This window comes from Escherichia sp. WS547 (assembly GCF_046486065.1).
In the GTDB taxonomy this organism is placed as follows: Bacteria; Pseudomonadota; Gammaproteobacteria; order Enterobacterales; family Enterobacteriaceae; genus Escherichia; species Escherichia coli.
On record NZ_JBJQMA010000004.1, the window covers coordinates 55,178 to 80,251 of the forward strand.

Consider the following 25,074-nt stretch of genomic DNA (forward strand, 5'->3'; position numbering starts at 1 on the left):
ATCAGTAAAATAAATTCCCACGAATTTGGGGCGCAGGACGCCTTGAGAACGGCTTATCTCATTTTCGCAGTCACTATTTAGTCATCGTCCAAACAGAGAAACAGGCCGCCGAAGCGGCCATTTATTATTTATATTTTTTCCAGCGCGGTGAGTATTTTCTCCGGTGTGAAATGCCATTCGCGTAACCAGATGCCGCATGCATCGTGAATTGCGGTAGCAATCGCCGGAGCTGCGCCATTTACACCGATTTCCGAGATCGATTTGGCCCCGAACGGGCCGACTTTATCGTCGCTCGGCACCAGCACAGCGCGGAAATCACGCGGAATGTCACCAATTTTCGGTGCACCGTAACTGCGTAAATCACGCGTTAACGGGTGACCTTCGGCGTCATAAATGATCTCTTCGCTCATACTGTGGCCGATAGCACGCAGGGTGGCCCCGTAGATTTGTCCCAACGCTAACTCTGGATTGACCGGTGTACCGCAGTCCAGCAAGGCGTAGAATTTATCCAGGCGGATTTCACCCGTACGCGTGTTGACGGCAACTTCAGCGAAGTTTGCGCCATACGGGAAAGCGAAATCAGGCGTGATATAACTGCCAGTTCCCACCAGTGAACCAAAGCCGGTGCCGGTTTCGCCTTTATGGGCAATATCCCCGAAACTAACTTCGCCTTTCTTGCCGCGCACGACGCCCGGCGTTGCTAGTTGAACATCTGCCACTGGCTCACCCAACATTTGCGCGCCGTGGAACAGTATTTTCTCCCGCAGATTTTCTGCTGCCAAACGCGCCGCGTTACCCGAGAAGCAAGTACCGGACGAGGCATATGCGCCTTTATCAAACAACGCATGATCGGTATCACCGGAGATAACATGCACGTCCTGCGGTGGGCAGTGCAGCACTTCTGCTGCCAGTTTCGTCACCACGGTATCCAGACCAGTACCAATATCCGCACCGCCAGAATGAACGATAAAGGTACCGTCTGATTCCAGTTTGATCATACAGTTAGCCTGATCGATATCCGGGATACCCGATTTCTGCATGATAATGGCGACGCCGCGACCGATGTGCCAGTCACCGTTTTGTGGTTTTGGTGAAGACCATTGGATCATCTCGCGACCCTGACGCAGGATCTCTTCCAGTGCGCAGCTGGTGGCGGAAGGAACGGAGGTCGGCGCTTTACCTTCACCGATTGCACCGAGAATTTTCAGCTCTTGCCCTTCGTGTACCCGGTTACGTTCGATAATTTCCAGTTGGTCGATCTGTAACTGTTCAGCCAGTTCCGCTAATGCCATGGTGATAGCGAAGTTACCTTTCGGTGCGCCATAACCCTGATAAGCACCATTTGGGCAAATGTTGCTGTAGTAGGTGGTGACCTGGAAATCGACGTTATCGCACGGATATAACGGCAGCGACAGCGCCGGTCCGTTACACGGTACGGTGAGTGAGTGGTTGCCGTAAGGGCCAGTGTTGGCGCGGAAATCCATCTTCACTGCCGTCAGGCGACCATCTTTTTTCGCTCCCAGTTTGACGGTGACTTTCGCGACGTGACGAGAGGTGTTAGCAATAAACTCTTCTTCACGGGTGTAGCGGAACAGTACCGGACGCCCGGTCACGCAGGTTGCCCAGGCGCACACTTCTTCCAGCAGGATGTCCTGTTTAGACCCAAAACCGCCGCCAACTCGCTCTTTAATGACATGAACTTTATGTTGTTTCATGCCCACGAGGCGCGCGACCTGGCGGCGTAAGTGCCATGGTACCTGGGTGGAGGCGTGGATAACCAGACGATCGCCGTCCATACGGGTAAAGCAGATATGTGTTTCAGTCGGGCACTGCTGCGCCTGCGTTGAGTTATAGGTTCGCTCAATGATCACATCGGCATCGGCAAAGCCTTTGTCCATATCGCCAATATGACCATGAATACTGGCGGCGATATTTTTGCGAGGGCGAGAACCGATCGGGAAGTTGATGATCATATGCTCGCCGCGCTGGGCTGCATGGCTGTTATCGTCTTCCAGAGTATCTGGCGCACCAGCAACATACACCACCGGTTCATCGTGCACGACAGGCGCATCTTCCGCCATTGCTTCGTCGATCGACATTACAGGTTTAAGCACTTCATATTCAACGTCGATGAGCTTCAGTGCTTCGAGCGCAATTTCTTCACTTTCTGCGACGACCGCAGCAACGCGATCGCCGACGTGACGCATTTTCTTGCCGAACATACGGCGGTCAAGCGGTGACGGTTCCGGTGCGCTCTGACCGCCCGGGGTATAGTAGATATCCGGGCAATTCAGGTGAGTAATAACGTGAACAACGCCCGGTAAGGCTTCAGCTTTGCTGACATCCAGATGAGTAATCAGTGCGTGAGCGTGTGGGCTACGTAACATTTTAATGACGCAGGCGTCAGCCGTTACGCGGTCTTCAACATAGCAGGGTTTCGCCTGCACCATTTTCGCGGCATCAGTTTTAGGATAATGCTTGCCAATGACTTCAAGGTCGTCACGGAAAGTCGGAGCGATATCAATGGTGGCCTGCGGATTATTTTTACGTGCAACCGCCAGTTCAATGACCTGATAGTATTGCTGCCAGCCAGCATCGCGGCTAAACAGACCTGAGAGTGCATCGTCGATCTCTTCGCGGGTAGGTGCGTCGATGCGATCGAGAAGATCGGTGATAATCAGAGCTGCAGCTGGATCGTTATAACCAGACTGCACCACGCCAACATCAACCATGGCCTGTTGAACCAGACTTAACTCATTCCATTTGCCCAGAGATTCTGCAGTACGAATATCTGCCTTCTCTAACTGTGCGGCGATAAGCAAGGACGCGTTAACGATATTACCGTTAAAGATAATTGCGTCAGAACCGGCAAACCCAAAGCCATCATCACTGTTGCGTACAGAGTGCATTCCCATGTTAAACAACAGCTTTTGCACGTTTTCGCCTGGATTAACGGTTAGCTCCTGAGGCGCGCCATTTAAAGTAAAGTGGATGATCATACGGCTTCCTCCCCAGCCTGTTGGCAGTCGGCATACAGGTCGGCTACCAGAACTCCCGTGATATAGCGTTTATAGGCCACGCTGCCCCGCAAATCTTCCTGCGGGAAAATGGCGTTGGCGACAGCCTGTTCAAGTGCATTGCCTTCCAGATTTTGTTTTTCGACATCGTGCAGACGCAGGGCTTTACTGGCGACGCCATCCAGCGCAATTCGCATACCGTCGTGGTCTGTCATTGCAACGGCTGCCGTCACGACGGTTAAACCTGCCTGAGAACGGCTAATTTTGCGGGTCGCACAGGTGCGATACGGATCTTTAATGATAATTTCGGTTAGCAGGCGATCGCATGGGCAGGCCAGGTAGTCCTCGATTGACAGCGTTTCGCCGTTGCCAAAAACCAGTTCAGCATCCAGTGCCAGCAGGACGGGAAGCAGCACCGACTCTTCCTGCCGGGCGGCGATTTCACCACCAATGGTCGACTGATTACGAACATGGCGTGAGTAAACAAAACCGAGGGCTTCACGCAGTGCTGCAGGAATAAATCGCGCATCACGCAGTGGCTGCAAGCGAGACATTGCACCAATCCGCAGTGCACCGTTATCCCAGTCAACCCAGTCCAGTTCCAGATCCTGTAAGGAAATGGCAATCTTTTTATCGGTACGGGTTGGTGTAGCGTTGAGTTTGCTGCCCCCGGCGAACCAGACGGCTTCATCCTTGTAGCGGCGCTTCAGTTCCAGCGCCTGTTCGACAGAGTCGGGCCTGAAAAATTGTTCAATCATCTTCTTTCCTTATTTAACCCTCTTCCCTGCGGGAAGAGGGTATTTGTCATTTATGCCAGCGCATCCATCCGACGCCACATACTGGCAGCGGCTTTTCTGGCTTGCGCATAAATGGAATCGCAATCGAAGTTAAACTGACGGTCTTCATAGACCATCACGCCATTGACCATCACGCTATGAACGCTGCCTGAGCCCATACCGAAAGCGATATGCCCGGCGATATTGTCTGCAAGCAGCGGTGTCGGCGAGTTGTAATCGCAAATGGTTAAATCGGCTTTGTAACCGGCTTCCAGAAGGCCAAATTTCGCGCCAAAGTTGCGGCTCATCAGTTCGTTGCCGTTAGCCAGTGCTTTGGCAAAACTGTCAGGCCACAGCGGACCACCCGCATCGCGATGTTTAAAGAAGGCAAATTTCATCTCTTCAAACATGTCCGAACCAATGCCGTCAGTTCCCAACGCCAGATTGCGGATGTCGCTAAGGTGATGGTTGTAGCCGACATGGTTGTTCATGTTTGAACGGGCGTTATGCACCAGGAACGCATCGCGCTGATTGAGTAGGGCGATGTCATCTTTCGACAAGTACAGCCCATGAGCGACCAGCGTTTTGCTGTCGATGAGATCGAATTGCGCCAGTCGTGCCAGCAGGTCTTTGCCGTACCAGTGGTGACTGTAGGAAACGTCGTAAAGGTCTTCCGCAGCGTGAATATGCAAACCACGACCTGTGGCTTTCACGGCTTCACGCAGCATCTCCAGACCGGCATCCGGCACGGTAAACGGCGCGTGAGCGCCGATATGTGCTTCCACCAGATACGGCTCGGTTGCTGCTTTCTTCGCCTCATCAATCTGACGGGCGAAGCGGATGTTTTCTTCTACACCTTCCTGCAACTCTTTGATGCCGTTGTTACGGTCAGTAGTTTCAAAACAGGTCATCGCGCGCAGGCCAACTTTTAAAAATGCGTTGCGCAATGTGGAGAGCGACCCGCCGATATACGCCGGAGAGGCATGGTGATCGATAACCGATGTACATCCGCTCTTAATCGCTTCCAGGGAACAAATCAGTCCGCTGTAATAGAGCGACTCTTCATCAAGGGCGCGATCGAGTCGCCACCAGAGATTTTTCAGCGTTGAGATGAAATCCGGGCAGGGGGCGATGTTTGCCATAATTCCGCGGGACAGTCCCGAGTAAAAATGGTTGTGCGAGCAGACAATTCCCGGCATCACAATCCGACCATGCATCTCTTTGTAGCTGGCATCGGGGTAGCGTTGCGTCAGGGCATCGCCGATAGCGACAATCACATCATTTTCGATGGCGATATCAACGCCTTCCTGCACTTTCGCCGGGTGTAACTGCACTGCGGTGACATTCTTCAGAATCAACATGATTACACCTCCACGCGGCCCAGCAGATAATGATGATGCTGGTGGACATGGCTAATAATGCGGCACATATCGTTCAGCTCCGGTGGTACGTTGTTGAACTGACCTTCGCTGTCGATGTTTAACACCCAGCTTTGGTTATTCAGACGTACTCGTACCCGGCAATCTTCCACAAGGAAGCCAGGATTGCTGCTGTTATCAAAGTCTTGCGACAGGCTGAAGACGGTGATTTTGTCTTTGTACGGTTTACCGTTCCACGGGCAGAACTGAGCGCAGTTGCCGCATTCGTTACAGTAAGCGTCGAGGTGCAGCGTCTGGAAACGGTTCTGGAAGCCTGGGACCGCAATGGATACGTTGGCGCGGTTCGGGCAGACATCCACACACTTGCTGCAAACGTAGTTACATTCAAGGCAGCGTGCGGCTTCCTGGGCGACAAACGCGTCACGATCGTCGCTATCCACCAGGGTGATAGAGATATCGCCTTTGCGTTGATAGATTTCCGCCGGATTGACGTTGTTCCAGTATTTATCGTTCTGGTGGGAACGGATGTTTTCCCGACTAAGGATGACATCGGTCGCCCGACGCGCGGTTCCGACAGCAGCGACAATGGAGGATGGTCCGCGCTGTACGTCGCCGATCATAAAGACGTCAGTCAGACGAGTTTCGCCATTATGGTCGACGTCTGGCCAGCCGTTTTTGTCCAGCGGCACGCCCATCGCATTCAGGGCTTCAGTATCCTGCTGTTCACCAATGGCGGTGATCAGGCTGTCTACATGCAGTGTTACTGTTTCGTTGGTTTCAACCGGACGGCGACGACCTTTCTCATCAGGTTCGCCAAGCGACATAACGCGCAAGGTTAAGGTGCCATCAGCATCGAAACGTTCCGGATTATTCAGGAAACGGAACTCCACGCCGTCGTGCAACGCTTCTTCATACTCTTCGCGCCATGCTGGCATCTCTTGCAGTGAACGACGGTAAACGACCGTTGCTTTTTCTACGCCTGGAACGCGTAACGCCGCACGAGCGCAGTCCATTGCCGTGTTACCCGCCCCGACAACGACCACATGTTTGCCCAGCTTGAGCGCTGTGCCCTTGTTGTATTCACGCAGGAAGGGGAGTGATTTCCAGACATTTTGGTTGTCGCCCGCCAGTTTCACACCGCTATTTTTATCAGTGCCGGTGGCAATCAGAACATAGTGGAAGCCCTGATTTTTTAACTGTTCAACGGTCAAATCGGGTGAGCAGCCATACTCAAATTTCACGCCGTGAGCGGCAACAAAATCGATATCGTGCTGAATTAACTCTGCAGGAATACGGAACTGAGGAATGATATTTTTCACCACGCCGCCCGCATTGGCTTCGCGTTCAAACAGCGTAACCGGATGGCCCGCTCTGGCAAGGAAGTAACCTGCTGCCAGACCCGCCGGACCTGCACCAATCACGGCAACCGGATGGCGTGAACCAGAACCGGCTGGTTTGTGCCAGCGTTGCTTATATTCATCCCAACCTTTTTCCAGCGCGACTTTTTTCAGTTCGCGGATATTCAGCGCACTGTCGTAATCCAGGCGGGTACAGTTGTATTGGCACTGGTGATCGCAAATATGACCGGTAATGGCGGGCAGGGCGTTGCGTTGGTAGATGAGTTCCAGTGCGTCGGCATAGCGGTGTTCGCCAAGCAGACGGATGTATTCCGGAATATCCTGTTTAATGGCGCAAGCAGTAACGCACGGTGCAACGTAGCAGTCGGTCAGCGGCAGGTCTTCTGCCACTTCAATACGCTCTTCTGGCTTCCAGTGTTTCTGAGTGTATTCCATGGTTAACGCGTCTGCTGCCAGTTTGTTCAGGCGTTCGACGTCAACATGGTCAAGCCCCCAGGCGTCGGAGCCTTCCAGCTCGCGCATGCAGGCACTTAAGCGCAGATAGCCGCCAGGTTTCAGCAGGTCGGTTGCCATAGTAATAGGGCGAATACCAGTATCAAAAATATCGCGGATAGTCAGCTGACTGGCACCACCGGAATAAGAAATGGGCAGTTTGCCGTCAAAGGCGCGAGAGAGAACTGCTGCAACATTGATGGAGAGCGGGAACAGCGCACGGCCTGACATATACATCTCTTCACCAGGCAGTGCGCCTTTATTGTTGATGGTGCCGAGAGTGTTAGTCAGTTTTACGCCAAAGCCGAGTGATTTTTCTTTTGCCAGTACCATCAGGCGTTCCAGCATTTCCAACGCTTGCGTCAGCTTGAGGTCGTGATCAAATGACTCTTCTTTTAAGCCTATGTAACCGAAACCGCAGACATCGAGGATCTCACGAACACGCGCGTACCCCAGTAAGGTCGGGTTGAGTTTCACAAAGGTATTGAGCCCTTTTTCTTCCAGCATGTAGCGGCAAATGGCTTCGATTTCATGCGGAGGACAGCCGTGCATGGTGGAGAGGGTAACGCCTTGTACCATGCTGGTGGGGATGCGTGCCGGTAAGGCCTGCAGGCATTCGCGTTTTTCCTGCAATCCGTGGCGGGCTAAAAATGCGTCATCCTGGAGTAATTTATTCAGCGTATCGCGATATTGAGCGAATTTCGGATGGTCAGATGCATCCATCATATTGTCGATGAACTGTTGCATCGGCGGTTGCTTAATACCTTCGAGGTTATAACCGACGCTCATATTAAAGATGAACGATTTACCGGAATCAGAAGGCTGGAACATCGCTTCGAGAAGGTGCAGGGCAAACCAGGCTTTGAGGTATTCATCCCAGGCTTTAAGCAGGGTAAATTCGGTAGACCATTCGGTGTTAAAGCACTCGTCTTCGGCATCGATACAGGGCTTTTCCAGCTCCAGACGGTCAAGAATTTGGACGGTTTTTAGTTCGATGAAGCGCCCGCCAGTCAGCCAGGAAGTGACAATATTTTGCGCGAGCTGCGTGTGCGGGCCAGCGGCAGGGCCGACGGGAGTGGCACAGGTTTCACCGAAGACGCTAACAGTTTTACCTTTTACGGGTGAGTAAAACTGTTGCTCGGGAATACCAAAGATTGAGCGTTGTTGTTGGTATTCATCAAATATGCGCGTCAAAAGTTCCTCAAACGGAATGGGACGCATAATATCCCCCATAACCCTCTCCTTAGCTTATACAGATATCATTGAGTGACCGGTGTTGAGAAATCCGGTGGTTTAGGGGGATAGAGCAACAATCGCACCACTCTTGCCAGGTTTGGCGGGAAATATAAAAAAATGTGAGGCGGCTCGAAACTTAGGAGCTTTTTGTGAATGAACTCACAGGTGCCAAATGAGAATTAAAATCACTCCTGAAAATTATTATTGCCAGCCCATTTATCACTTTTTCTCTTTTCTCAAAATCAGTGATTCCTTATCATTATGATAAAGAGTGCTGGAGGGATTAAATATTTGAACGCAATCGTTTAACTACATTTTCTAAATTTTAGTATACCTTTTTTGCGCTGTAATAAAGTCGTCCGGAGTATCAATATCTAAAATTATTTCTGCATTTTCTATTTCGACGGAATAATGATCTCCCATAAGGAGTGCCTGACGCATATTGGTGATATTGGGACGCTGGATTGCCTGCATCAGGCATGGCTTTGACACTAAAATCGGATGGCCGGGAATGCCATTATGGAGTGGCAGTATTGCGCCATCATTTCGTAACGACCAGATTTTTCTAAAAATATCGATGGTGAGGGTAGGCATGTCACCGTGGGTGAGAAAACAATATTCTGTTTTTACCGCGGGTACTGCGGCCTTTACTGATGTGAGTAAACCCTGCGCATAATCTGGGTTGTGAATAATAGTGATATTGCTCTGGTTCGCATAACGTTCGTGCAGTTCATTACCACGATAGCCGGTGACTAAAATAATTCGGCTACAAAACTGCAACGCATTTTTGATACTTGTATCAAGAATTGTTCCCTGTTGCCAGGGTAACATCATTTTCCATTGCCCCATTCTTGATGATAATCCGGCAGCGGTAATTATACAGTCGATGGCTGACATAGTGGTTCCATTATTTATAGGGGCTAATAACGCCTGATAATTGCGTTACTTCCTGATGGATTAAGTTGGGGATAATTTATCCCAGAGAGGTCATAAAGACTCGTGAAAAGTATAGTTGACCCATCGGCATTATTCATTGATTTAGGCGCGCAGAAACGTCCCACTGTGATTTCTGTTGTTGGGGCTGGGGGGAAAACCAGCTTGCTTTTTTGGCTGGCAGAACTGCTCCAGGCTAGCGGCAGGCGTGTGTTAATCACTACGACGACACATATGTTTATGCCAACGTCTCACTGGCCCGTGGTTTTCTGTCGTGATCCCGCCATGCTTCCTCATGCGTCTCTTACATCCCCCATTTCATTTTGTTTTCACAGCTGGAAAGCGAACCAGGGAAAGGTGCAGGGATTTACGCCAGAAGCGATTGATGCACTGGTGCAACGACCAGAGTGTGACGTAATTCTCATTGAGGCAGATGGCTCGCGTGGAATGCCGTTAAAAGCGCCTGATGAGCACGAACCTTGCATACCTAAAAGCAGTTGCTGCGTGATTGCTGTGATGGGAGGACATATTTTGGGTGCAAAAGTGAGCACAGAAAATGTCCATCGCTGGTCGCAGTTTGCTGATATTACTGGGTTAACACCTGATGCACCCTTGCAACTGAGCGATCTCGTTGCGCTGGTTCGCCACCCTCAGGGCGCGTTTAAAAACGTACCGCAAGGTTGTCGGCGAGTCTGGTTCATTAACCGTTTTTCTCAATGTGAGAATGCGATTGCGCAAAGCGAGCTCCTTCAACCGCTGCAACAACACAACGTAGAGGCAATCTGGCTGGGCGATATACAAGAACATCCTGCAATCGCGCGCAGATTTGTGAATTAGCGGCCCGGGTATTCCGGGTTACTGAAAGGATATCCATTGAGGTTGGTATGAATATTTTCACAGAGGCTGCAAAACTCGAAGAGCAAAATTGTCCGTTTGCGATGGCGCAAATTGTAGATAGCCGAGGCTCTACTCCCCGCCATTCTGCACAAATGTTAGTGCGCGCCGATGGTTCTATCGTCGGTACAATTGGTGGAGGAATGGTTGAGCGGAAGGTGATTGAAGAGTCGCTTCAGGCATTGCAGGAACGTAAGCCGCGATTATTCCATGGACGTATGGCTCGTAACGGTGCGGATGCTGTCGGGTCAGATTGTGGAGGTGCAATGTCAGTATTTATCAGCGTCCATGGTATGCGTCCACGTCTGGTGTTGATTGGCGCGGGGCATGTCAACCGGGCGATAGCCCAGAGTGCGGCGCTATTAGGATTTGATATTGCCGTTGCCGATATTTATCGCGAAAGCCTTAATCCTGAATTATTCCCACCATCAACCACGCTTCTCCATGCTGAGTCGTTTGGTGCGGCAGTGGAAGCACTGGATATTCGCCCTGATAATTTTGTCCTGATTGCCACGAATAATCAGGATCGTGAAGCCCTCGACAAACTCATTGAACAGCCCATTGCATGGTTGGGGTTGCTGGCAAGTCGTCGCAAGGTTCAGCTTTTCCTGCGTCAATTGCGTGAGAAAGGCGTGGCTGAAGAACATATTGCCCGTTTACATGCGCCTGTTGGTTACAACATAGGTGCGGAAACGCCGCAGGAGATCGCCATCAGCGTGCTGGCAGAAATATTACAGGTGAAAAATAACGCGCCGGGTGGGCTGATGATGAAACCTTCTCATCCTTCCGGACACCAGCTGGTGGTGATTCGCGGTGCGGGGGATATCGCCAGTGGTGTGGCGCTACGTCTGTATCATGCGGGTTTTAAAGTGATCATGCTGGAAGTGGAAAAACCGACAGTGATTCGTTGTACCGTGGCGTTTGCCCAGGCCGTGTTCGATGGCGAAATGACGGTCGAAGGCGTCACTGCCCGCCTGGCAACCAGCTCTGCGGAAGCGATGAAACTTACCGAACGCGGATTCATCCCTGTGATGGTAGATCCCGCCTGTTCATTGCTTGATGAACTGAAACCGCTTTGCGTGGTGGACGCTATTCTGGCGAAACAGAATTTGGGGACGCGGGCAGATATGGCACCAGTAACAATCGCGCTTGGGCCGGGCTTTATTGCAGGGAAGGATTGTCATGCGGTAATTGAAACAAATCGCGGGCACTGGCTCGGTCAGGTGATTTACTCTGGTTGTGCGCAGGAGAATACCGGTGTTCCTGGCAATATTATGGGGCATACCACCCGACGGGTGATCCGTGCTCCTGCTGCAGGCATTATGCGATCCAACGTGAAATTAGGCGATCTGGTGAAAGAGGGCGATGTGATTGCCTGGATTGGTGAGCATGAAATTAAAGCACCGTTGACGGGGATGGTGCGTGGCTTGTTGAACGACGGACTAGCAGTGGTCGGTGGTTTTAAAATTGGTGATATCGATCCTCGTGGTGAAACGGCTGATTTCACCAGCGTTTCTGATAAAGCCCGGGCGATTGGCGGCGGCGTACTTGAGGCGTTAATGATGTTGATGCATCAGGGTGTTAAAGCGACGAAAGAAGTGCTGGAAGTGGCTTAAATGAAAATGGCCGGATGGTATTTACCCACCCGGCCTTTAAATTACTGACAAATCACCGTTCCGGTTTTGCCTTCAATCCCTTCTTTCGCTTTGCTCAATACGGTAATCAGTGCTTCACGACCTGCGCGAGAGCGAGCAAACGAGGCGGCAGCTTCCACTTTAGGCAGCATAGAACCTTTCGCAAAATGACCTTCTTCGATAAAGCGTTCAGCATCACTTAATGACAGGCGATCGAGCCACTGTTCATTCTCTTTACCGAAGTTAATGGCCACTTTTTCTACCGCAGTCAGAATGATCAGCATATCGGCATCAATCATTTCTGCTAAACGGGCGCTGGCCCAGTCTTTATCGATAACCGCACTGGCACCACGCAGGTGGTTACCTTCACGAATAACAGGGATACCACCACCGCCAACGGTGATCACCACCTGGCCTGCATCTACCAACGCTTTAACCGTTTCTTTTTCAATGATATCAACCGGTTTTGGCGAGGCAACAACACGGCGATAGCCGCGACCAGCATCTTCTTTCAGAGTGTAACCCTGTTTTGTCAGTTGCTCTGCTTCTTGCTCGGTAAAGAACGAACCGATCGGCTTGGTCGGGTTGAGGAATGCCGGATCGTTAGCGTCGACTTCGACCTGGGTAACCAGCGTTGCTACAGGTTTATTAATGCCACGAGAAAGCAGTTCTTCTCTTAAGGCATTTTGTAGATCGTAACCAATATAACCCTGGCTTAAGGCAACACAGACAGACATCGGCAGCATTGGCGAGTGCGCTTCAGTTTTTGCGGCAGCTTCAAAGGCCTGGTTAATCATGCCCACCTGCGGCCCGTTACCATGAGTGACGATGACCTCATGTCCCTGGGCAATTAAATCAACAATTGCCTGAGAAGTAATTTTTACCGCTTTCATTTGTCCGGCCAGGTCATCGCCCAGCGCATTCCCGCCCAGGGCGAGAACAATTTTCTTACTCATTTTTCCTCACTCATCATTCTTGATTGTGTATAGATCCCTGGCAGTGGTTAGAGCACGGGAGGGACAAACGGTTTGCGTCGCAGGAATCGACCTCGCCCGGCTTTGCCTGTAAAGGTGCCGTCACAGAAAATCGTTTCACCACGGGATAAGGTTCTGACAATCGCGCCCTGACAGGTAAAACCCTCCCATGGCGAGTAGTCGGCGTTGTCGTGGAGATGGCGATGCTGAATTTGTTGGCTCTGACGTGGGTCGATAATCACCACGTCGCCATCGGAACCGGGCGCTAATAATCCTTTTTGCGGCCACAGGCCAAACAGCCTGGCGGGCATTGCGCTGGTTAATTCAACAAAGCGTTCCGGTGTTATACGTCCCGTCATCACGCCACTGGAAAACAGTAACTGCATGCGGTTTTCCACACCGGGTAAGCCATTTGGGCAGCGACTGAAATCGCCTTTAGAAATTTGCAGGCGTTGAGCCATCGAGAAGGTGCAGTGATCGGTTGCCACCACGTCAATCGCACCATCGCTGATGCCACACCACAGTTTGTCCTGCTCGCGTACGTTACGCAGCGGTGGGCTAAGAATGAACTTCATGCCATCTTCTGTATCGTAACTGCGTTCGTCCAACAGGAGATATTGTGGGCAGGTTTCAACCCAGACTGGCTGGTGATTCGCACGGGCAAGACGCAGATAATCCAGACCTAAGCCGTTAGACAGGTGCACGATATAGAGCGGGGCGTTACCGGCAATTTGTGCCAGGTTAATCATGCGGGCGATGGCTTCCGCTTCGCATTCCAGAGGGCGACTCAAGGCGTGATAGCGCGGCGCGGTTAACCCTGCGGCAATAAACTCCGCCCGCTTGCTGGCGATAGCCGCATCATTTTCCGGGTGCACGGTGGTCAGCGCGCCGGATTCATGCAAGCGGCGTAATGCCTGCAACACTTCATCATCGTTGAGTTTGTATTGATAGGTTAAATAGAGTTTAAAACTGCTCAGCCCTTCCTCGACCATCATCGGGATTTCGTCGAGGATGGCGTGATTAATGTGCTGGATCACACCGTGAAAGCTGTAGTCGATGACCGCCTTATGGGCGGCATAACCACGATAAACCTCCAGTTGATGGCGTAACCGGCAGCCATTCGGGCCAAATCCCATATGGTCAATAATGGTTGTTGTACCGCCACACGCAGCTGCGCGGGTACCGGTAAAAAAATCATCACAACTGCGCGCGATGCCGACATCAATATTGAAATGCGTATGGACATCCACGCCGCCAGGGAAAACGTAACAGCCAGTGGCATCAATTTCTTCATACGGGAGCTGTGGCGAAATATTGTTGCCCAACTGGCGAACAATCCCGCTTTCAATCAGCAAATCCTGTTTGGCTTGTCCATCTGCGTTAACGACAGTGCCGTTTTTGATCAATACGCGCATAGCAAACTCCAAAAACCCTCCGGCGAACCGGAGGGGAATAAGTGAAGAGTAATTATTCGGTTGCCAGCCAGCTTAACGGGATTGCAGCGTACATCGCGGCACAGGTCACCAGGTGAGATTTCCAGGTTTTTTCGTTAGGTGCATGCGCTTCAGGTTCTTTACCCGGGCCAAAGCCGATCACCGGAATGCCGTGACGGCCCATGATAGATACGCCGTTAGTTGAGAAGGTCCACTTATCAACAACCGGCGCTTTGCCAAACAGACCTTCGTAGGCATTCACCAGTGCTTTAACGGTGAAGTGATCTTCTTCCACTTTCCAGGTCGGGAAGTAGCATTCGGTTGGGTAAACCAGGCCAGTCCAGGACGGACGGTCGTAGTTGTACATAGAAACAACCGCGTTAGCTTTCTGTACTGCAGGCAGGGCGCGGATTTCGTCCAGCGCGCCTTCCCAGGTTTCGCCCCAGGTCAGACGGCGGTCAATAGAGACGGCGCAGCTATCTGCTACAGCGCAACGGCTTGGGGATGTGAAGAAGATTTCAGAAACGGTGAGGGTGCCTTTGCCGAGGAATTCGTCATAACCCAGACGTTGGGAGAGTTCTTGTAATTCGCCAAGAATCGGACCCATTTTGAAAATGGCGTTGTCACCGCGTTCTGGTGCAGAACCGTGGCAGCTAACACCCTGAACATCAATACGAATTTCCATACGACCGCGCTGACCACGGTATACCTGGCAGTCGGTTGGTTCGGTACTGACCACAAATTCCGGGCGAATGCCGGATTGTTCAATAATGTACTGCCAGCACAGGCCGTCGCAGTCTTCTTCCTGCACAGTACCGGTAACCAGCAGGGTATATTCATCTTCCAGACCGAGGTCTTTAATGATTTTACCGGCATAAACCATAGATGCCATGCCGCCTTCCTGGTCGGAAGTACCGCGACCACCGATCAGCTCATCAGTTTCCATGCCTTCGTACGGATCGAAGTCCCAGTTTTTGATGTTGCCAATGCCGACGGTATCGATATGAGCGTCCATTGCCACCAGACGCGGGCCGTGGCCGATATAACCGAGAACGTTGCCCATCGGGTCGATTTCAACTTTATCGAAGCCGACTTTTTCCATCTCTTCTTTAATACGATGTACTACGCGTTTTTCGTCGCAGCTTTCACTGGGAATAGCAACCATGTCGCGCAGGAAGCGAGTCATGTCCGCCTGGTAATCTTTTGCTTTTTCAAGAATCAGTTTGAATGGAATATTCTTAGCCATTATTTTTCTCCAGATTTTTTACTCCCCGTTTTGCAGGGAGCAGTTCCAATAGGGTGATTAAGGTGCTACAGCGTGTTTGCCTTCCCAGACAACTTCGCGGTAGTGCTTCACGTCGGTGTCGCCTTCAGTGCTGATAACCAGCACTACGGCATCTTTGTTCAGCGCCAGTTTTTCCATCAGGCTTTGACGTTGCGGGTGATAATGAACCGCTGCGAGAACGCCCAAACCGACAGCGCCGGATTCACCGGAGATGATGCGCGGGTCATTGCCGTACGGATTACCCAGCACACGCATACCTAATGCGGCAACGCTGTCCTGGCAGGAGATGAATTGGGTGGCGCAGTTACGTAGGATTTCCCAGCCCAGCGGGTTAGGTTCGCCGCAGGCCAGGCCCGCCATGATGGTGGCCATATCACCGCCAACGTTGACGATGTCGCCTTTGACGCCGGAGCGATAAATACAGTCAGCTTTGTCAGGTTCAACAATAATGCTGTGCAGATTTTGCGGGCTGTAGACGTCGACCAGATAACCCAGCACACCACCGGCCATTGCACCGACACCGGCTTGCAGCAGAACGTGTGTCGGGGTTACGCCCATTTCACGCATTTGCTCGACGGCTTCATCTGCCAGTGTTGCGTAGCCTTGCATGATCCAGGTTGGGATTTTGGTGTAACCTTCCCATGCTGTGTCCTGTACCACTTCCCAGCCGTGCTGCTGCGCGTGTTGCATGGTCAGGCGAACGGTATCGTCATAGTTCATATCCGTGACGATGCACTCGGCACCGAGGTTCAGAATGGCGTCAACGCGTTCCTGAGCAGAACCTTTCGGCATGTAAATCACCGCATTCTGTCCGAGTTGCTGTGCTGCCCACGCCACACCGCGCCCGTGGTTGCCGTCGGTGGTGGTCGCGAAAGTCATTTTTTCGCCGATGGCATTTTTCAGGTGCTCAAATGACAGCGTTTCGATATCAAGATGATATTTTTCGCACAATAATTGAGCGATGGCGTATGCACCGCCGAGCATTTTGAAGGCGTTCAGACCGAATCGTTTTGATTCGTCTTTGACGAGAATTTTCTTCACACCAAAAAGGTTTGCGAGATCGTCCAGCGCACAAAGCGGTGTTGGGCGATAACCAGCAATTTTCTGGTGGAACTGGCGCGCCAGTTTGGCCTGGCTTTGCGAAAAGAGCGGTGATGTTTCGCCGTTGAAAAATTTGTTATCGGCGATATCAATCTTCAATGAGAAAACGGACATATCCTATCCTTTTGGCCTCTGGAAATAGAGGGCCGACCAGCTGATCGGCCCGAGGGGTTATTTCACGCGTTCTTGCGCTTCTTTCAGCAGTTGCTCGAGCAGTGCACCTGGTTTGGCGTATTTACGGGACAGGATCATCGCGGCGATGATATAAGGCTTCCAGCTGGCTTCTTTGTAGGTTGCGATACGGTATTTTTCGAATACGCCTTCAGTCACTTCACCTTCTTTACAGGATACGCCGCTGATATCAGCTGGAAGGCAGTGCATGTACAGGGCTTCGCCATCACGGGTCAGTTCCATCATCTCTTCAGTACAATGCCAGTCTTTGTGTTGCGCGTTCTGTGCCAGACACTGTTTTTCCAGTGCTTTTAAGCCTTCGTGGTCGTTCGCACGCAGCAATTCAGTACGCTCTTCCATCACTTTGTAAGGTGCCCATGACTTCGGATAAACGATGTCTGCGTCTTTGAAGGCTTCTTCCATGCTGGTGACCTGACGGAAGCTACCACCGGATGCTTTAGCATTGTTTTTCGCCACTTCAACCACATCCGGGATCAGGTCGTAGCCTTCCGGATGGGCCAGGGTGACATCCATACCGAAGCGAGTCATCAGACCGATGATGCCTTGTGGTACAGAGAGCGGTTTGCCATAGCTTGGGGAGTAGGCCCAGGTCATGGCGATTTTTTTACCTTTCAGGTTTTCCAGTGAACCAAAGTGTTCACGTAACCATGCCAGGTCAGCCATTGACTGAGTCGGGTGGTCAATATCGCATTGCAGGTTCACTAAAGCCGGACGTTGCGGCAGCACACCCTGCTTGTAACCGTCATCAAGTGCAGCGCCAACTTCACGCATATAGGCGTTGCCTGCGCCCAGATACATATCGTCACGAATACCGATGGCATCGGCGCAGAAGGAGATCATATTGGCGGTTTCACGCACGGTTTCGCCGTGAGCGATTTGTGATTTGCCTTCGTCGAGATCTTGCTGTGCAAGGCCGAGCAGGTTAAGCGCGGAAGCATAAGAGAAGCGGGTACGGGTGGAGTTGTCGCGGAATACGGAAATACCTAATCCACTATTAAAGACTTTGGTTGAGATGTTTTCAGCACGCAGTGCTTTTAATGCTGCGGCAACGTCCAGTACTTGTTTCAGTTCATCTGGCGTCTGTTCCCACGTTAACAAAAAATCTTTCTCGTGAAGGTGAGAGGTCAGCGAATTGATATCCTTAATCAGCTCATTAACAGTTTTCATCATAAAGTCCCGGTAGTGGAATGACAGGCAAAGAGGTTTATTTCACTGTGACTTGCCAAAGTGATTGGTGTTTTCACAGCTATACCTGGGACTAACAATAACTGTGCCAGAATTATCCAAGCGGCTGCAAAAGACTAATTTGACGGGTAATGTGTGGGGTTGATCACAAATTGATGCCAGCTTCTGGTTGTTTGTAAAATACGAAAACGTTTGGCTTTTTTATCGCGTTATTTATTTGCTGCTAAGTATCAGAAATAAGATAAAGGGGCAGGTTATCCCTCGTCAGTTTGATAAACTCACCGCCGTAATTCTCATATTGATATAGAAATGTGATATCTCTTCCATAATTTCATTAGAAAGTGATAAAAATCTTATGTTTTTATCAAAGCCAATTTCGCCTGAGTTAATATCATCATGATCTATGAACCATCAACGTCTTCAATGATCGACTTTTAAGTAAGTCTGGAAGGTAAAGCTATGGAGCTTGCTACTACGCAGTCAGTATTGATGCAAATTCAACCGACAATTCAGCGTTTTGCCAGAATGCTTGCCAGCGTTTTGCAGCTTGAGGTTGAGATCGTTGATGAAAACTTGTGTCGCGTCGCCGGAACGGGCGCGTATGGGAAGTTTCTTGGTCGCCAGTTGAGCGGCAACTCACGCCTGCTCCGCCACGTCCTGGAAACGAAAACTGAAAAAGTTGTGACACAGTCTCGCTTCGATCCCCTTTGTGAAGGTTGCGATAGTAAAGAAAATTGCCGCGAAAAAGCATTTCTGGGTACGCCTGTCATTTTACAGGATCGTTGTGTTGGGGTGATAAGTTTGATTGCCGTTACCCACGAGCAACAAGAGCATATTAGTGATAATTTACGCGAATTTTCTGATTACGTTCGCCATATATCCACCATTTTTGTTTCGAAACTTCTGGAGGATCAGGGACCAGGAGATAACATCAGTAAAATATTCGCGACCATGATCGATAATATGGATCAGGGTGTATTAGTTGTTGATGACGATAATCGGGTTCAGTTTGTTAATCAGACAGCCTTAAAAACACTCGGTGTTGTGCAAAATAATATTATTGGGAAACCTATCCGTTTCAGACCATTAACATTTGAGAGTAATTTTACCCATGGACATATGCAGCATATTGTTTCGTGGGACGATAAAAGTGAGTTAATCATTGGTCAATTGCATAACATTCAGGGCCGACAATTATTTTTAATGGCGTTTCACCAATCGCATACCAGTTTTTCTGTAGCAAATGCACCTGATGAACCGCATATTGAACAATTGGTTGGCGAGTGCCGTGTTATGCGGCAATTAAAACGACTCATTAGCCGTATTGCACCCAGCCCATCCAGCGTTATGGTGGTTGGTGAAAGCGGCACGGGTAAAGAAGTCGTCGCCCGTGCAATCCATAAGTTGAGCGGAAGACGGAATAAACCTTTTATTGCTATCAACTGTGCCGCGATTCCGGAGCAGCTTCTGGAGAGCGAACTGTTCGGTTATGTTAAAGGCGCATTTACTGGCGCTTCTGCCAACGGTAAAACAGGGTTGATTCAGGCGGCGAATACGGGCACGCTGTTTCTCGATGAAATAGGTGATATGCCATTAATGTTGCAGGCTAAATTACTGCGCGCTATTGAGGCACGTGAAATTCTGCCGATTGGTGCCAGTAGCCCAATACAAGTCGACATTCGCATCATTTCTGCAACTAACCAGAATTTGGCCCAGTTCATTGCCGAAGGTAAATTCCGCGAAGATCTCTTCTACCGACTTAATGTTATCCCGATAACTCTTCCACCGCTGCGTGAACGCCAGGAAGATATTGAACTACTGGTGCATTACTTTTTACATCTGCATACCCGTCGTCTGGGATCGGTTTATCCTGGCATTGCTCCTGATGTCGTCGAAATATTGCGTAAGCATCGTTGGCCCGGAAACCTGCGCGAGTTAAGCAATTTGATGGAATATCTGGTTAACGTTGTTCCTTCAGGTGAAGTTATCGATAGCACGCTATTGCCGCCAAATCTGCTGAATAATGGCACAACGGAACAAAGTGATGTAACAGAGGTCAGCGAGGCGCACCTGGCACTCGATGATGCGGGCGGCACGGCGCTGGAGGAGATGGAAAAGCAAATGATCCGCGAGGCGCTTTCACGTCATAACAGCAAGAAGCAAGTTGCTGATGAACTGGGCATCGGTATTGCTACGCTCTATCGCAAGATTAAGAAATATGAGTTGTTAAACACATAACCTCAGTGAATCCGGCCTGAATTCAGGCCGGATATCCTTTTACTTCGTTTTCTCGCAATCCAGAACTGTATTTACAATCATCTGATACCCCGTGCAGCGACAAAGATTTCCCGCCAGACCGCGACGAATTTCCGTAATGGTTAATGGCTTCTCGCGCGGCTTTGCCAGCATTGCCGTGGTAGCCATAATCAGGCCAGGCGTACAAAACCCGCACTGCACCGCGCCGGATTTCGCATAAGCCTGCTGAACATGAGAAAGTTTTCCGCCTTTCGCTTCACCTTCCAGCGTGCGGATCTCTTTTCCTTCAGCCCAGGCGGCAAGGTATAAGCAACTGTCTATTGCTGTGCCGTCGACCAGCACCGTACAGGCACCACATTCACCCACGCAGCACCCTTGTTTGACACTTAACAGTCCTTGATCGCGGAGTAATTCCGAGAGCGGCATGCCTGGTGCGGCGTGAAGCTGAAAAGGCATCCCGTTAATGGTGCATTCGATGGTAATTGTTTCGCTGTGATTCATTGCAATTTTCCCCCCGCCGCGGCGACGGCTTCGCTAATCACTTTTTTGGTCATCGTCTGGATGAGATGCAGACGAAACTCTTTACTGGCCCGCCATGAAGAACGCGGGGCGACATCTTGCAGGACAGATTCGCTGATAGCTTCCAGCGTTTGCAGGTTTAATGGCGCATTTTGTGCAGTCTGTTCGGCATGTTGGCAGCGAATCGGCGTTGGCGCGGCAACACCAAATGCCAGACGTAATTCGCTGAAATTGCCGTTATCCAGTCGGCAATGTGCGGCGCAGCCAATCGTTGAAATATCCATTGCGTCGCGCATGGCATATTTAAAATGCGCGCTGCCCGCGTGTTCTTTCGGCTGGGGCGGAAAGTGAAAGGCGACAAGGATTTCGTCATGCTCAAGAGACACTTTGCCCGGTCCGGTGTGAAAGCCATTAATCGGGACGAAACGAACACCGCGCGGGGAGTGGATCTCCAGTTTCGCGTCATAAATCAGCGTTGGCGTGGCAGAATCTGCGCTGGTGGCACCGTTGCAAATATTTCCACCGTAGGTAGCGACATTACGGATCTGTGGTCCAGCAATGGACGAGGCCGCAGCACATAACGCCGGGAGATGACGTTGAGTTACAGGATCTTCAATGAGCTGGGTAAATGTCGTTGCAGAGCCGATACGTAGTGAGCCATCTTCCGCCAGCGTAATTCCCCGCAGCTCCGCCAGATTGTGAATATCAACAATATGGCGATAACGGTCATTGTGATGGTGGAGCTGAATCAGTACGTCAGTGCCACCGGCGAGCAATTTGGCCTGCGGGTTGTCAGTCAGCAAGTTGATGGCATCGGCAAGGGTTGCTGCGCGATGGTAAGAAGCAAAATCAAACATGATGTTATCCTCAAATCAATCCTGCCAGATGGAACTCTTCATATAACCGTTTTGGCGTCAGCGGCAGTGTATTGATTGCAACACCGGTAGCCATCTTCACCGCGTTACGAATAGCAGCGGCAACAGGAATTATTGGTGGCTCACCCAGTGACTTATGTCCGTATGCGGATTGCGGCTCATTGATTTCGACGAACGCGCTTTCCAGTTGTGGCAGATCCGGCATGGTGGGCATTTTGTAATCCAGCAGGTTGGGGTTACGGACCACGCCGCTTTTCGCATCAATGATCATCTCTTCAAATAGCGCCCAGCCAATGCCCATTCCCATTCCGCCGTGTACCTGACCTTCTGCCAGTAGCGGATTAAGAATATGGCCCGAATCATGAACGTTGAGGATGCGGTTGATGGTGACTTTGCACAGCGCAATATCGATCGTCAGATCAACAAAGGTACAGCCAAACGCTGGTGGGTTAGTGGTGGTTTTGATGGAGCTTTCGGCAGAGAGCTGCCCGCCGCGTTCAGGGTGGTAGAAGGCATCCATCGCCAAATCTTTTAACGACATTAACGGCTCTTCCGGTCGTTCAACCAGCACGATATGGCCTTTTATCAAGGTAAGATTCATCGCTGACTGATGTAGCATGACAGCGGCGTGAGCGATGATTTTCTCCTTTAATAACAGTGCCGCACTGCGCAGCGCAGGCGCGGCAACATAGCTCTGGCGTGAGGCAAATGCACCGGGATCGAACGGCGTAATGTCGGTATCTTGGGTTGAAATAACGCGAACGTCGCTGACCGGAACCCCCACGGTTTCTGCCACCATTTGCGAGAAGACAGTGTCGGCACCCTGACCGATTTCTGTCGCGCCGCTTTGCACGTTGATGGTTCCATCCTGATTCATCAACAGGCGCGCGCCTGCTATTTCTACGCCGACAGGCCAGGTGTTAGAGGTGTAGCTAAAACAGGCGACGCCAACGCCGCGGCGTAAATTGCCTTGCTGGTTCTGGCACTCTGCACGGCGTTTTTCCCATTCAAAGATTTTCCGGCCTTTTTCAAGACACTCCGGCAACCCTGCGCTGTAAATACGTTTTCCTGTGAGCGGATTAGCATCTCCTTCGCGGGCGGCGTTGCGTAAACGAATTTCAACAGGATCAATACCTAACGCTGTCGCGGCGTCATCAAGCATAGACTCAACGGCAAATACGACTTGTGGCGCGCCATAACCACGCATCGCACCAGCCGAGGGGAGGTTGGTATAGCAGGTCTTTGAACTGTAAGCGTAGGCACAACGAGGATAAAGGTAAGCGACTTTATTCCCTCCCGCAGAAGCGATGGAGTGCCCGTGAGATGCATAAGCGCCGGTGTTAGACAGAACATCCAGACTATAACCTTTCAATGTTCCGTCGCGGTTCACGCCCATTTGCCCGTCAATAGTGAAAGCGTGGCGGGTACGGGTTGCGAGGAAACATTCTTCACGACTAAGGGAAACTTTCACCGGAATGCCGCCAAGCTTGCTGGTCAGGAATGCCGCCACTGGCTCTTCCAGTACATCCTGTTTATTACCAAAACCGCCACCGACAAACGGTTTGATGACTCGTACGCATGACCAGGGAATATTCAGCGCCTGACCAACCACACGGCGAACAATGTGCGGGATCTGGGTGCTGGAAACGATGGTAATTCGCGAGTCATCCTCCATCCATGCCAGCGATGTCACGCTTTCCATGTGACAATGTTGAATGACCGGCGTCTGATAGTGCCCCTGTACCTGGTAGTCGGCGGCATCGATTGTTTGTTGGACATTGCCCGTCGACATCGTGCTTTGTTTTAGTAAATTGCCGCCGTTATGGATTGGTTCAGCGTCATCAGCCAGCGCCGCTTCTGGGGTGGTGATAACGGGTAATTCTTGCCACTCAATGCTGACCAATTGCGCCGCTTTTTCTGCCGTGAGTTCATCACGGGCCACGACGATGGCAACGGCGTCTCCATGGTGACGAACATGGCGAGTTAGCAGTGCGCGATCGGCGGTATCGCGCTTGTTTTCGTCAAGTGTCCAGGCATGCCCAGCTGTAGCGAATGGGATATCAGGTACATCTTCCCAGGTAAAAATCGCCAGTACGCCTGGTAAACTTCTGGCTTGTTCATCATTAATACTTACGGCATAACCATGTGCGATAGGGCTACGTACATATTTCGCGTAACACATGCCCGCCATAACATAATCGTCAGTATATCGTGCCCGCCCGGTGACCTTAGCAATGGCATCGACGCGCATGCAAGATTCACCCGTAGCGGTTGCTTCCCGCGCTTCCATAGAAATCCCCTCGATTTGAACATTTGGTTCTTATGGCAAAGATTTAGTCTAAGCAGGCAAGATTTACGCCAGAAACGACGATAAGCGTTAGGGGAGGAAGGAAGTGTGATGACGTTAAAAAAACACAGATATGATACGAAACAGGACTCTGAATAGGGGCAGTGATACGTATCAATATGAGTGGCGATAAAATCAATGTGATAAATCAGGATTATTACGCATCAGGATGGGAAATAGGGTAAAAAAGTCAGGAAATTCGATACCTCTGCAGCGAATATTTTGCTGATGATACTTCCCTTTGCCAAATGAAATTAACCTCTTTCTCTATTACCGCGTTTTTCGAGAAGCAAGAGATTGGGTATCCAGAGGCTGGCTGCTATGATATGGCGTCTTGTTTTTTAAGCGAGGAAAGATTTTGAGTGCGGGACGCCTGAATAAAAAATCTCTGGGTATCGTGATGTTGTTATCGGTTGGACTGCTTTTGGCGGGCTGCTCGGGTAGCAAGTCATCCGATACAGGAACGTATTCCGGCTCCGTTTACACCGTGAAACGGGGGGATACGCTATATCGTATTTCGCGCACCACGGGAACCAGCGTAAAAGAGCTGGCGCGACTGAACGGCATTTCCCCCCCTTACACCATTGAAGTTGGTCAGAAACTAAAACTGGGTGGGGCGAAAAGTAGCAGTACACGTAAATCAACCGCCAAATCAACGACCAAAACCGCATCGGTTATACCGTCATCAGCAGTACCGAAATCTTCCTGGCCGCCAGTAGGGCAACGTTGTTGGTTATGGCCAACGACAGGGAAAGTTATCATGCCGTATTCGACAGCTGATGGCGGCAATAAAGGGATTGATATCTCAGCTCCACGGGGTACACCTATTTACGCCGCGGGTGCAGGAAAGGTGGTGTATGTGGGCAACCAGCTGCGTGGCTACGGTAATCTCATCATGATTAAACACAGTGAAGATTACATTACGGCTTACGCCCATAATGACACGATGCTGGTAAATAATGGGCAAAGCGTGAAGGCTGGGCAAAAAATCGCCACTATGGGGAGCACTGATGCGGCATCGGTTCGCCTGCATTTCCAGATTCGTTACCGTGCTACGGCAATTGATCCGCTGCGTTACTTGCCGCCTCAGGGCAGCAAGCCAAAATGCTGATGGCGAATTAATCAGCAGTCAGCAGCGCGGCACTTGCTAAGGAGAGCGTAAGGTTTATAATGCCTTACGCATCTCGA

The 25,074-nt window shown here is 50.8% G+C and carries 18 protein-coding genes and 1 pseudogene; 6 read left to right on the top strand and 13 right to left on the bottom strand.

What is annotated here, in order from left to right; translation table 11 throughout:
• Nucleotides 1–128: 128 nt before the first annotated feature.
• The 5 genes from ACJHWK_RS05315 to mocA form a co-directional block, all read right to left on the bottom strand.
• Nucleotides 129–2,999, bottom strand: coding sequence for a molybdopterin-dependent oxidoreductase Mo/Fe-S-binding subunit (locus tag ACJHWK_RS05315; RefSeq protein WP_170886436.1), 2,871 nt, complete (start codon nt 2,997–2,999; stop codon nt 129–131).
• The gene (ygfM, locus tag ACJHWK_RS05320; RefSeq protein WP_001521226.1) at nt 2,996–3,775 is read right to left on the bottom strand and encodes a molybdopterin-dependent oxidoreductase FAD-binding subunit; all 780 of its coding nucleotides are present in this window, start codon (nt 3,773–3,775) and stop codon (nt 2,996–2,998) included. The genes ACJHWK_RS05315 and ygfM overlap by 4 nt, the downstream gene beginning before the upstream one ends.
• Nucleotides 3,776–3,825: 50 nt before the next feature.
• Nucleotides 3,826–5,154, bottom strand: coding sequence for a putative aminohydrolase SsnA (ssnA, locus tag ACJHWK_RS05325; RefSeq protein ID WP_000906289.1), 1,329 nt, complete (start codon nt 5,152–5,154; stop codon nt 3,826–3,828).
• A 2-nt stretch (nt 5,155–5,156) separates the two neighbouring features.
• Nucleotides 5,157–8,255 carry a putative selenate reductase subunit YgfK gene (gene ygfK / locus ACJHWK_RS05330; protein ID WP_001551605.1) on the bottom strand — a complete coding sequence of 1,033 codons (3,099 nt, stop codon included), beginning with the start codon at nt 8,253–8,255 and terminating at the stop codon, nt 5,157–5,159.
• A gap of 321 nt (nt 8,256–8,576) precedes the next feature.
• Nucleotides 8,577–9,155: a molybdenum cofactor cytidylyltransferase gene (gene mocA, locus ACJHWK_RS05335; protein ID WP_001272842.1), complete on the bottom strand. Its 579-nt coding sequence runs from the start codon at nt 9,153–9,155 to the stop codon at nt 8,577–8,579.
• Nucleotides 9,156–9,257: 102 nt separating this feature from the next.
• Here mocA and yqeC point away from each other — a divergent pair, with 102 nt between their 5' ends.
• Both yqeC and yqeB read left to right on the top strand, forming a co-directional pair.
• Complete coding sequence (yqeC, locus tag ACJHWK_RS05340) at nt 9,258–10,028, top strand: selenium cofactor biosynthesis protein YqeC (RefSeq protein ID WP_001521223.1); 771 nt, start codon at nt 9,258–9,260, stop codon at nt 10,026–10,028.
• 47 nt (nt 10,029–10,075) lie between these two features.
• The gene (yqeB, locus tag ACJHWK_RS05345; RefSeq protein WP_001020377.1) at nt 10,076–11,701 is read left to right on the top strand and encodes a selenium-dependent molybdenum cofactor biosynthesis protein YqeB; all 1,626 of its coding nucleotides are present in this window, start codon (nt 10,076–10,078) and stop codon (nt 11,699–11,701) included.
• 41 nt (nt 11,702–11,742) lie between these two features.
• Here the strand turns inward: yqeB and arcC are convergent, their stop codons facing one another.
• The 5 genes from arcC to ygeW are packed head-to-tail and all read right to left on the bottom strand — an operon-like array spanning nt 11,743 to nt 17,871.
• On the bottom strand, nt 11,743–12,675 hold the full coding sequence (gene arcC / locus ACJHWK_RS05350) for a carbamate kinase (protein ID WP_000037992.1): 933 nt from the start codon (nt 12,673–12,675) through the stop codon (nt 11,743–11,745).
• Between the two features lie 47 nt (nt 12,676–12,722).
• Nucleotides 12,723–14,108: a D-phenylhydantoinase gene (gene hyuA / locus ACJHWK_RS05355; RefSeq protein WP_001264452.1), complete on the bottom strand. Its 1,386-nt coding sequence runs from the start codon at nt 14,106–14,108 to the stop codon at nt 12,723–12,725.
• A 52-nt stretch (nt 14,109–14,160) separates the two neighbouring features.
• Nucleotides 14,161–15,372: a YgeY family selenium metabolism-linked hydrolase gene (locus ACJHWK_RS05360; protein ID WP_001107125.1), complete on the bottom strand. Its 1,212-nt coding sequence runs from the start codon at nt 15,370–15,372 to the stop codon at nt 14,161–14,163.
• A 57-nt stretch (nt 15,373–15,429) separates the two neighbouring features.
• Nucleotides 15,430–16,626 carry a diaminopropionate ammonia-lyase gene (dpaL, locus tag ACJHWK_RS05365; RefSeq protein WP_000110493.1) on the bottom strand — a complete coding sequence of 399 codons (1,197 nt, stop codon included), beginning with the start codon at nt 16,624–16,626 and terminating at the stop codon, nt 15,430–15,432.
• 57 nt (nt 16,627–16,683) lie between these two features.
• Nucleotides 16,684–17,871, bottom strand: a complete 1,188-nt coding sequence (gene ygeW, locus ACJHWK_RS05370; RefSeq protein WP_000859787.1) for a knotted carbamoyltransferase YgeW — start codon at nt 17,869–17,871, stop codon at nt 16,684–16,686.
• A 981-nt stretch (nt 17,872–18,852) separates the two neighbouring features.
• Between ygeW and ACJHWK_RS05375 the strand changes: the two are divergent.
• The 3 genes and pseudogenes from ACJHWK_RS05375 to ACJHWK_RS05385 all read left to right on the top strand — a co-directional run.
• Nucleotides 18,853–18,903 (top strand): annotated as a pseudogene (locus ACJHWK_RS05375) (hypothetical protein); the annotation flags it as partial.
• 97 nt (nt 18,904–19,000) lie between these two features.
• Nucleotides 19,001–19,048, top strand: a complete 48-nt coding sequence (locus tag ACJHWK_RS05380; RefSeq protein WP_349809085.1) for a hypothetical protein — start codon at nt 19,001–19,003, stop codon at nt 19,046–19,048.
• Between the two features lie 44 nt (nt 19,049–19,092).
• Nucleotides 19,093–20,127: a sigma-54 interaction domain-containing protein gene (locus ACJHWK_RS05385; protein WP_349809083.1), complete on the top strand. Its 1,035-nt coding sequence runs from the start codon at nt 19,093–19,095 to the stop codon at nt 20,125–20,127.
• A gap of 39 nt (nt 20,128–20,166) precedes the next feature.
• Here the strand turns inward: ACJHWK_RS05385 and xdhC are convergent, their stop codons facing one another.
• The 3 genes from xdhC to xdhA are packed head-to-tail and all read right to left on the bottom strand — an operon-like array spanning nt 20,167 to nt 23,829.
• Nucleotides 20,167–20,646 (bottom strand): xanthine dehydrogenase iron sulfur-binding subunit XdhC, encoded by a 480-nt coding sequence (gene xdhC, locus ACJHWK_RS05390; RefSeq protein ID WP_001016593.1) that lies wholly within the window; start codon nt 20,644–20,646, stop codon nt 20,167–20,169.
• Nucleotides 20,643–21,521 carry a xanthine dehydrogenase FAD-binding subunit XdhB gene (gene xdhB, locus ACJHWK_RS05395; protein WP_000459204.1) on the bottom strand — a complete coding sequence of 293 codons (879 nt, stop codon included), beginning with the start codon at nt 21,519–21,521 and terminating at the stop codon, nt 20,643–20,645. The genes xdhC and xdhB overlap by 4 nt, the downstream gene beginning before the upstream one ends.
• A 10-nt stretch (nt 21,522–21,531) precedes the next feature.
• Nucleotides 21,532–23,829 (bottom strand): xanthine dehydrogenase molybdenum-binding subunit XdhA, encoded by a 2,298-nt coding sequence (xdhA, locus tag ACJHWK_RS05400; protein WP_410234802.1) that lies wholly within the window; start codon nt 23,827–23,829, stop codon nt 21,532–21,534.
• A gap of 415 nt (nt 23,830–24,244) precedes the next feature.
• Between xdhA and actS the strand changes: the two genes are divergently transcribed.
• Nucleotides 24,245–24,997: an amidase activator ActS gene (gene actS, locus ACJHWK_RS05405; protein ID WP_170886435.1), complete on the top strand. Its 753-nt coding sequence runs from the start codon at nt 24,245–24,247 to the stop codon at nt 24,995–24,997.
• The last annotated feature ends 77 nt before the right edge of the window (nt 24,998–25,074 follow it).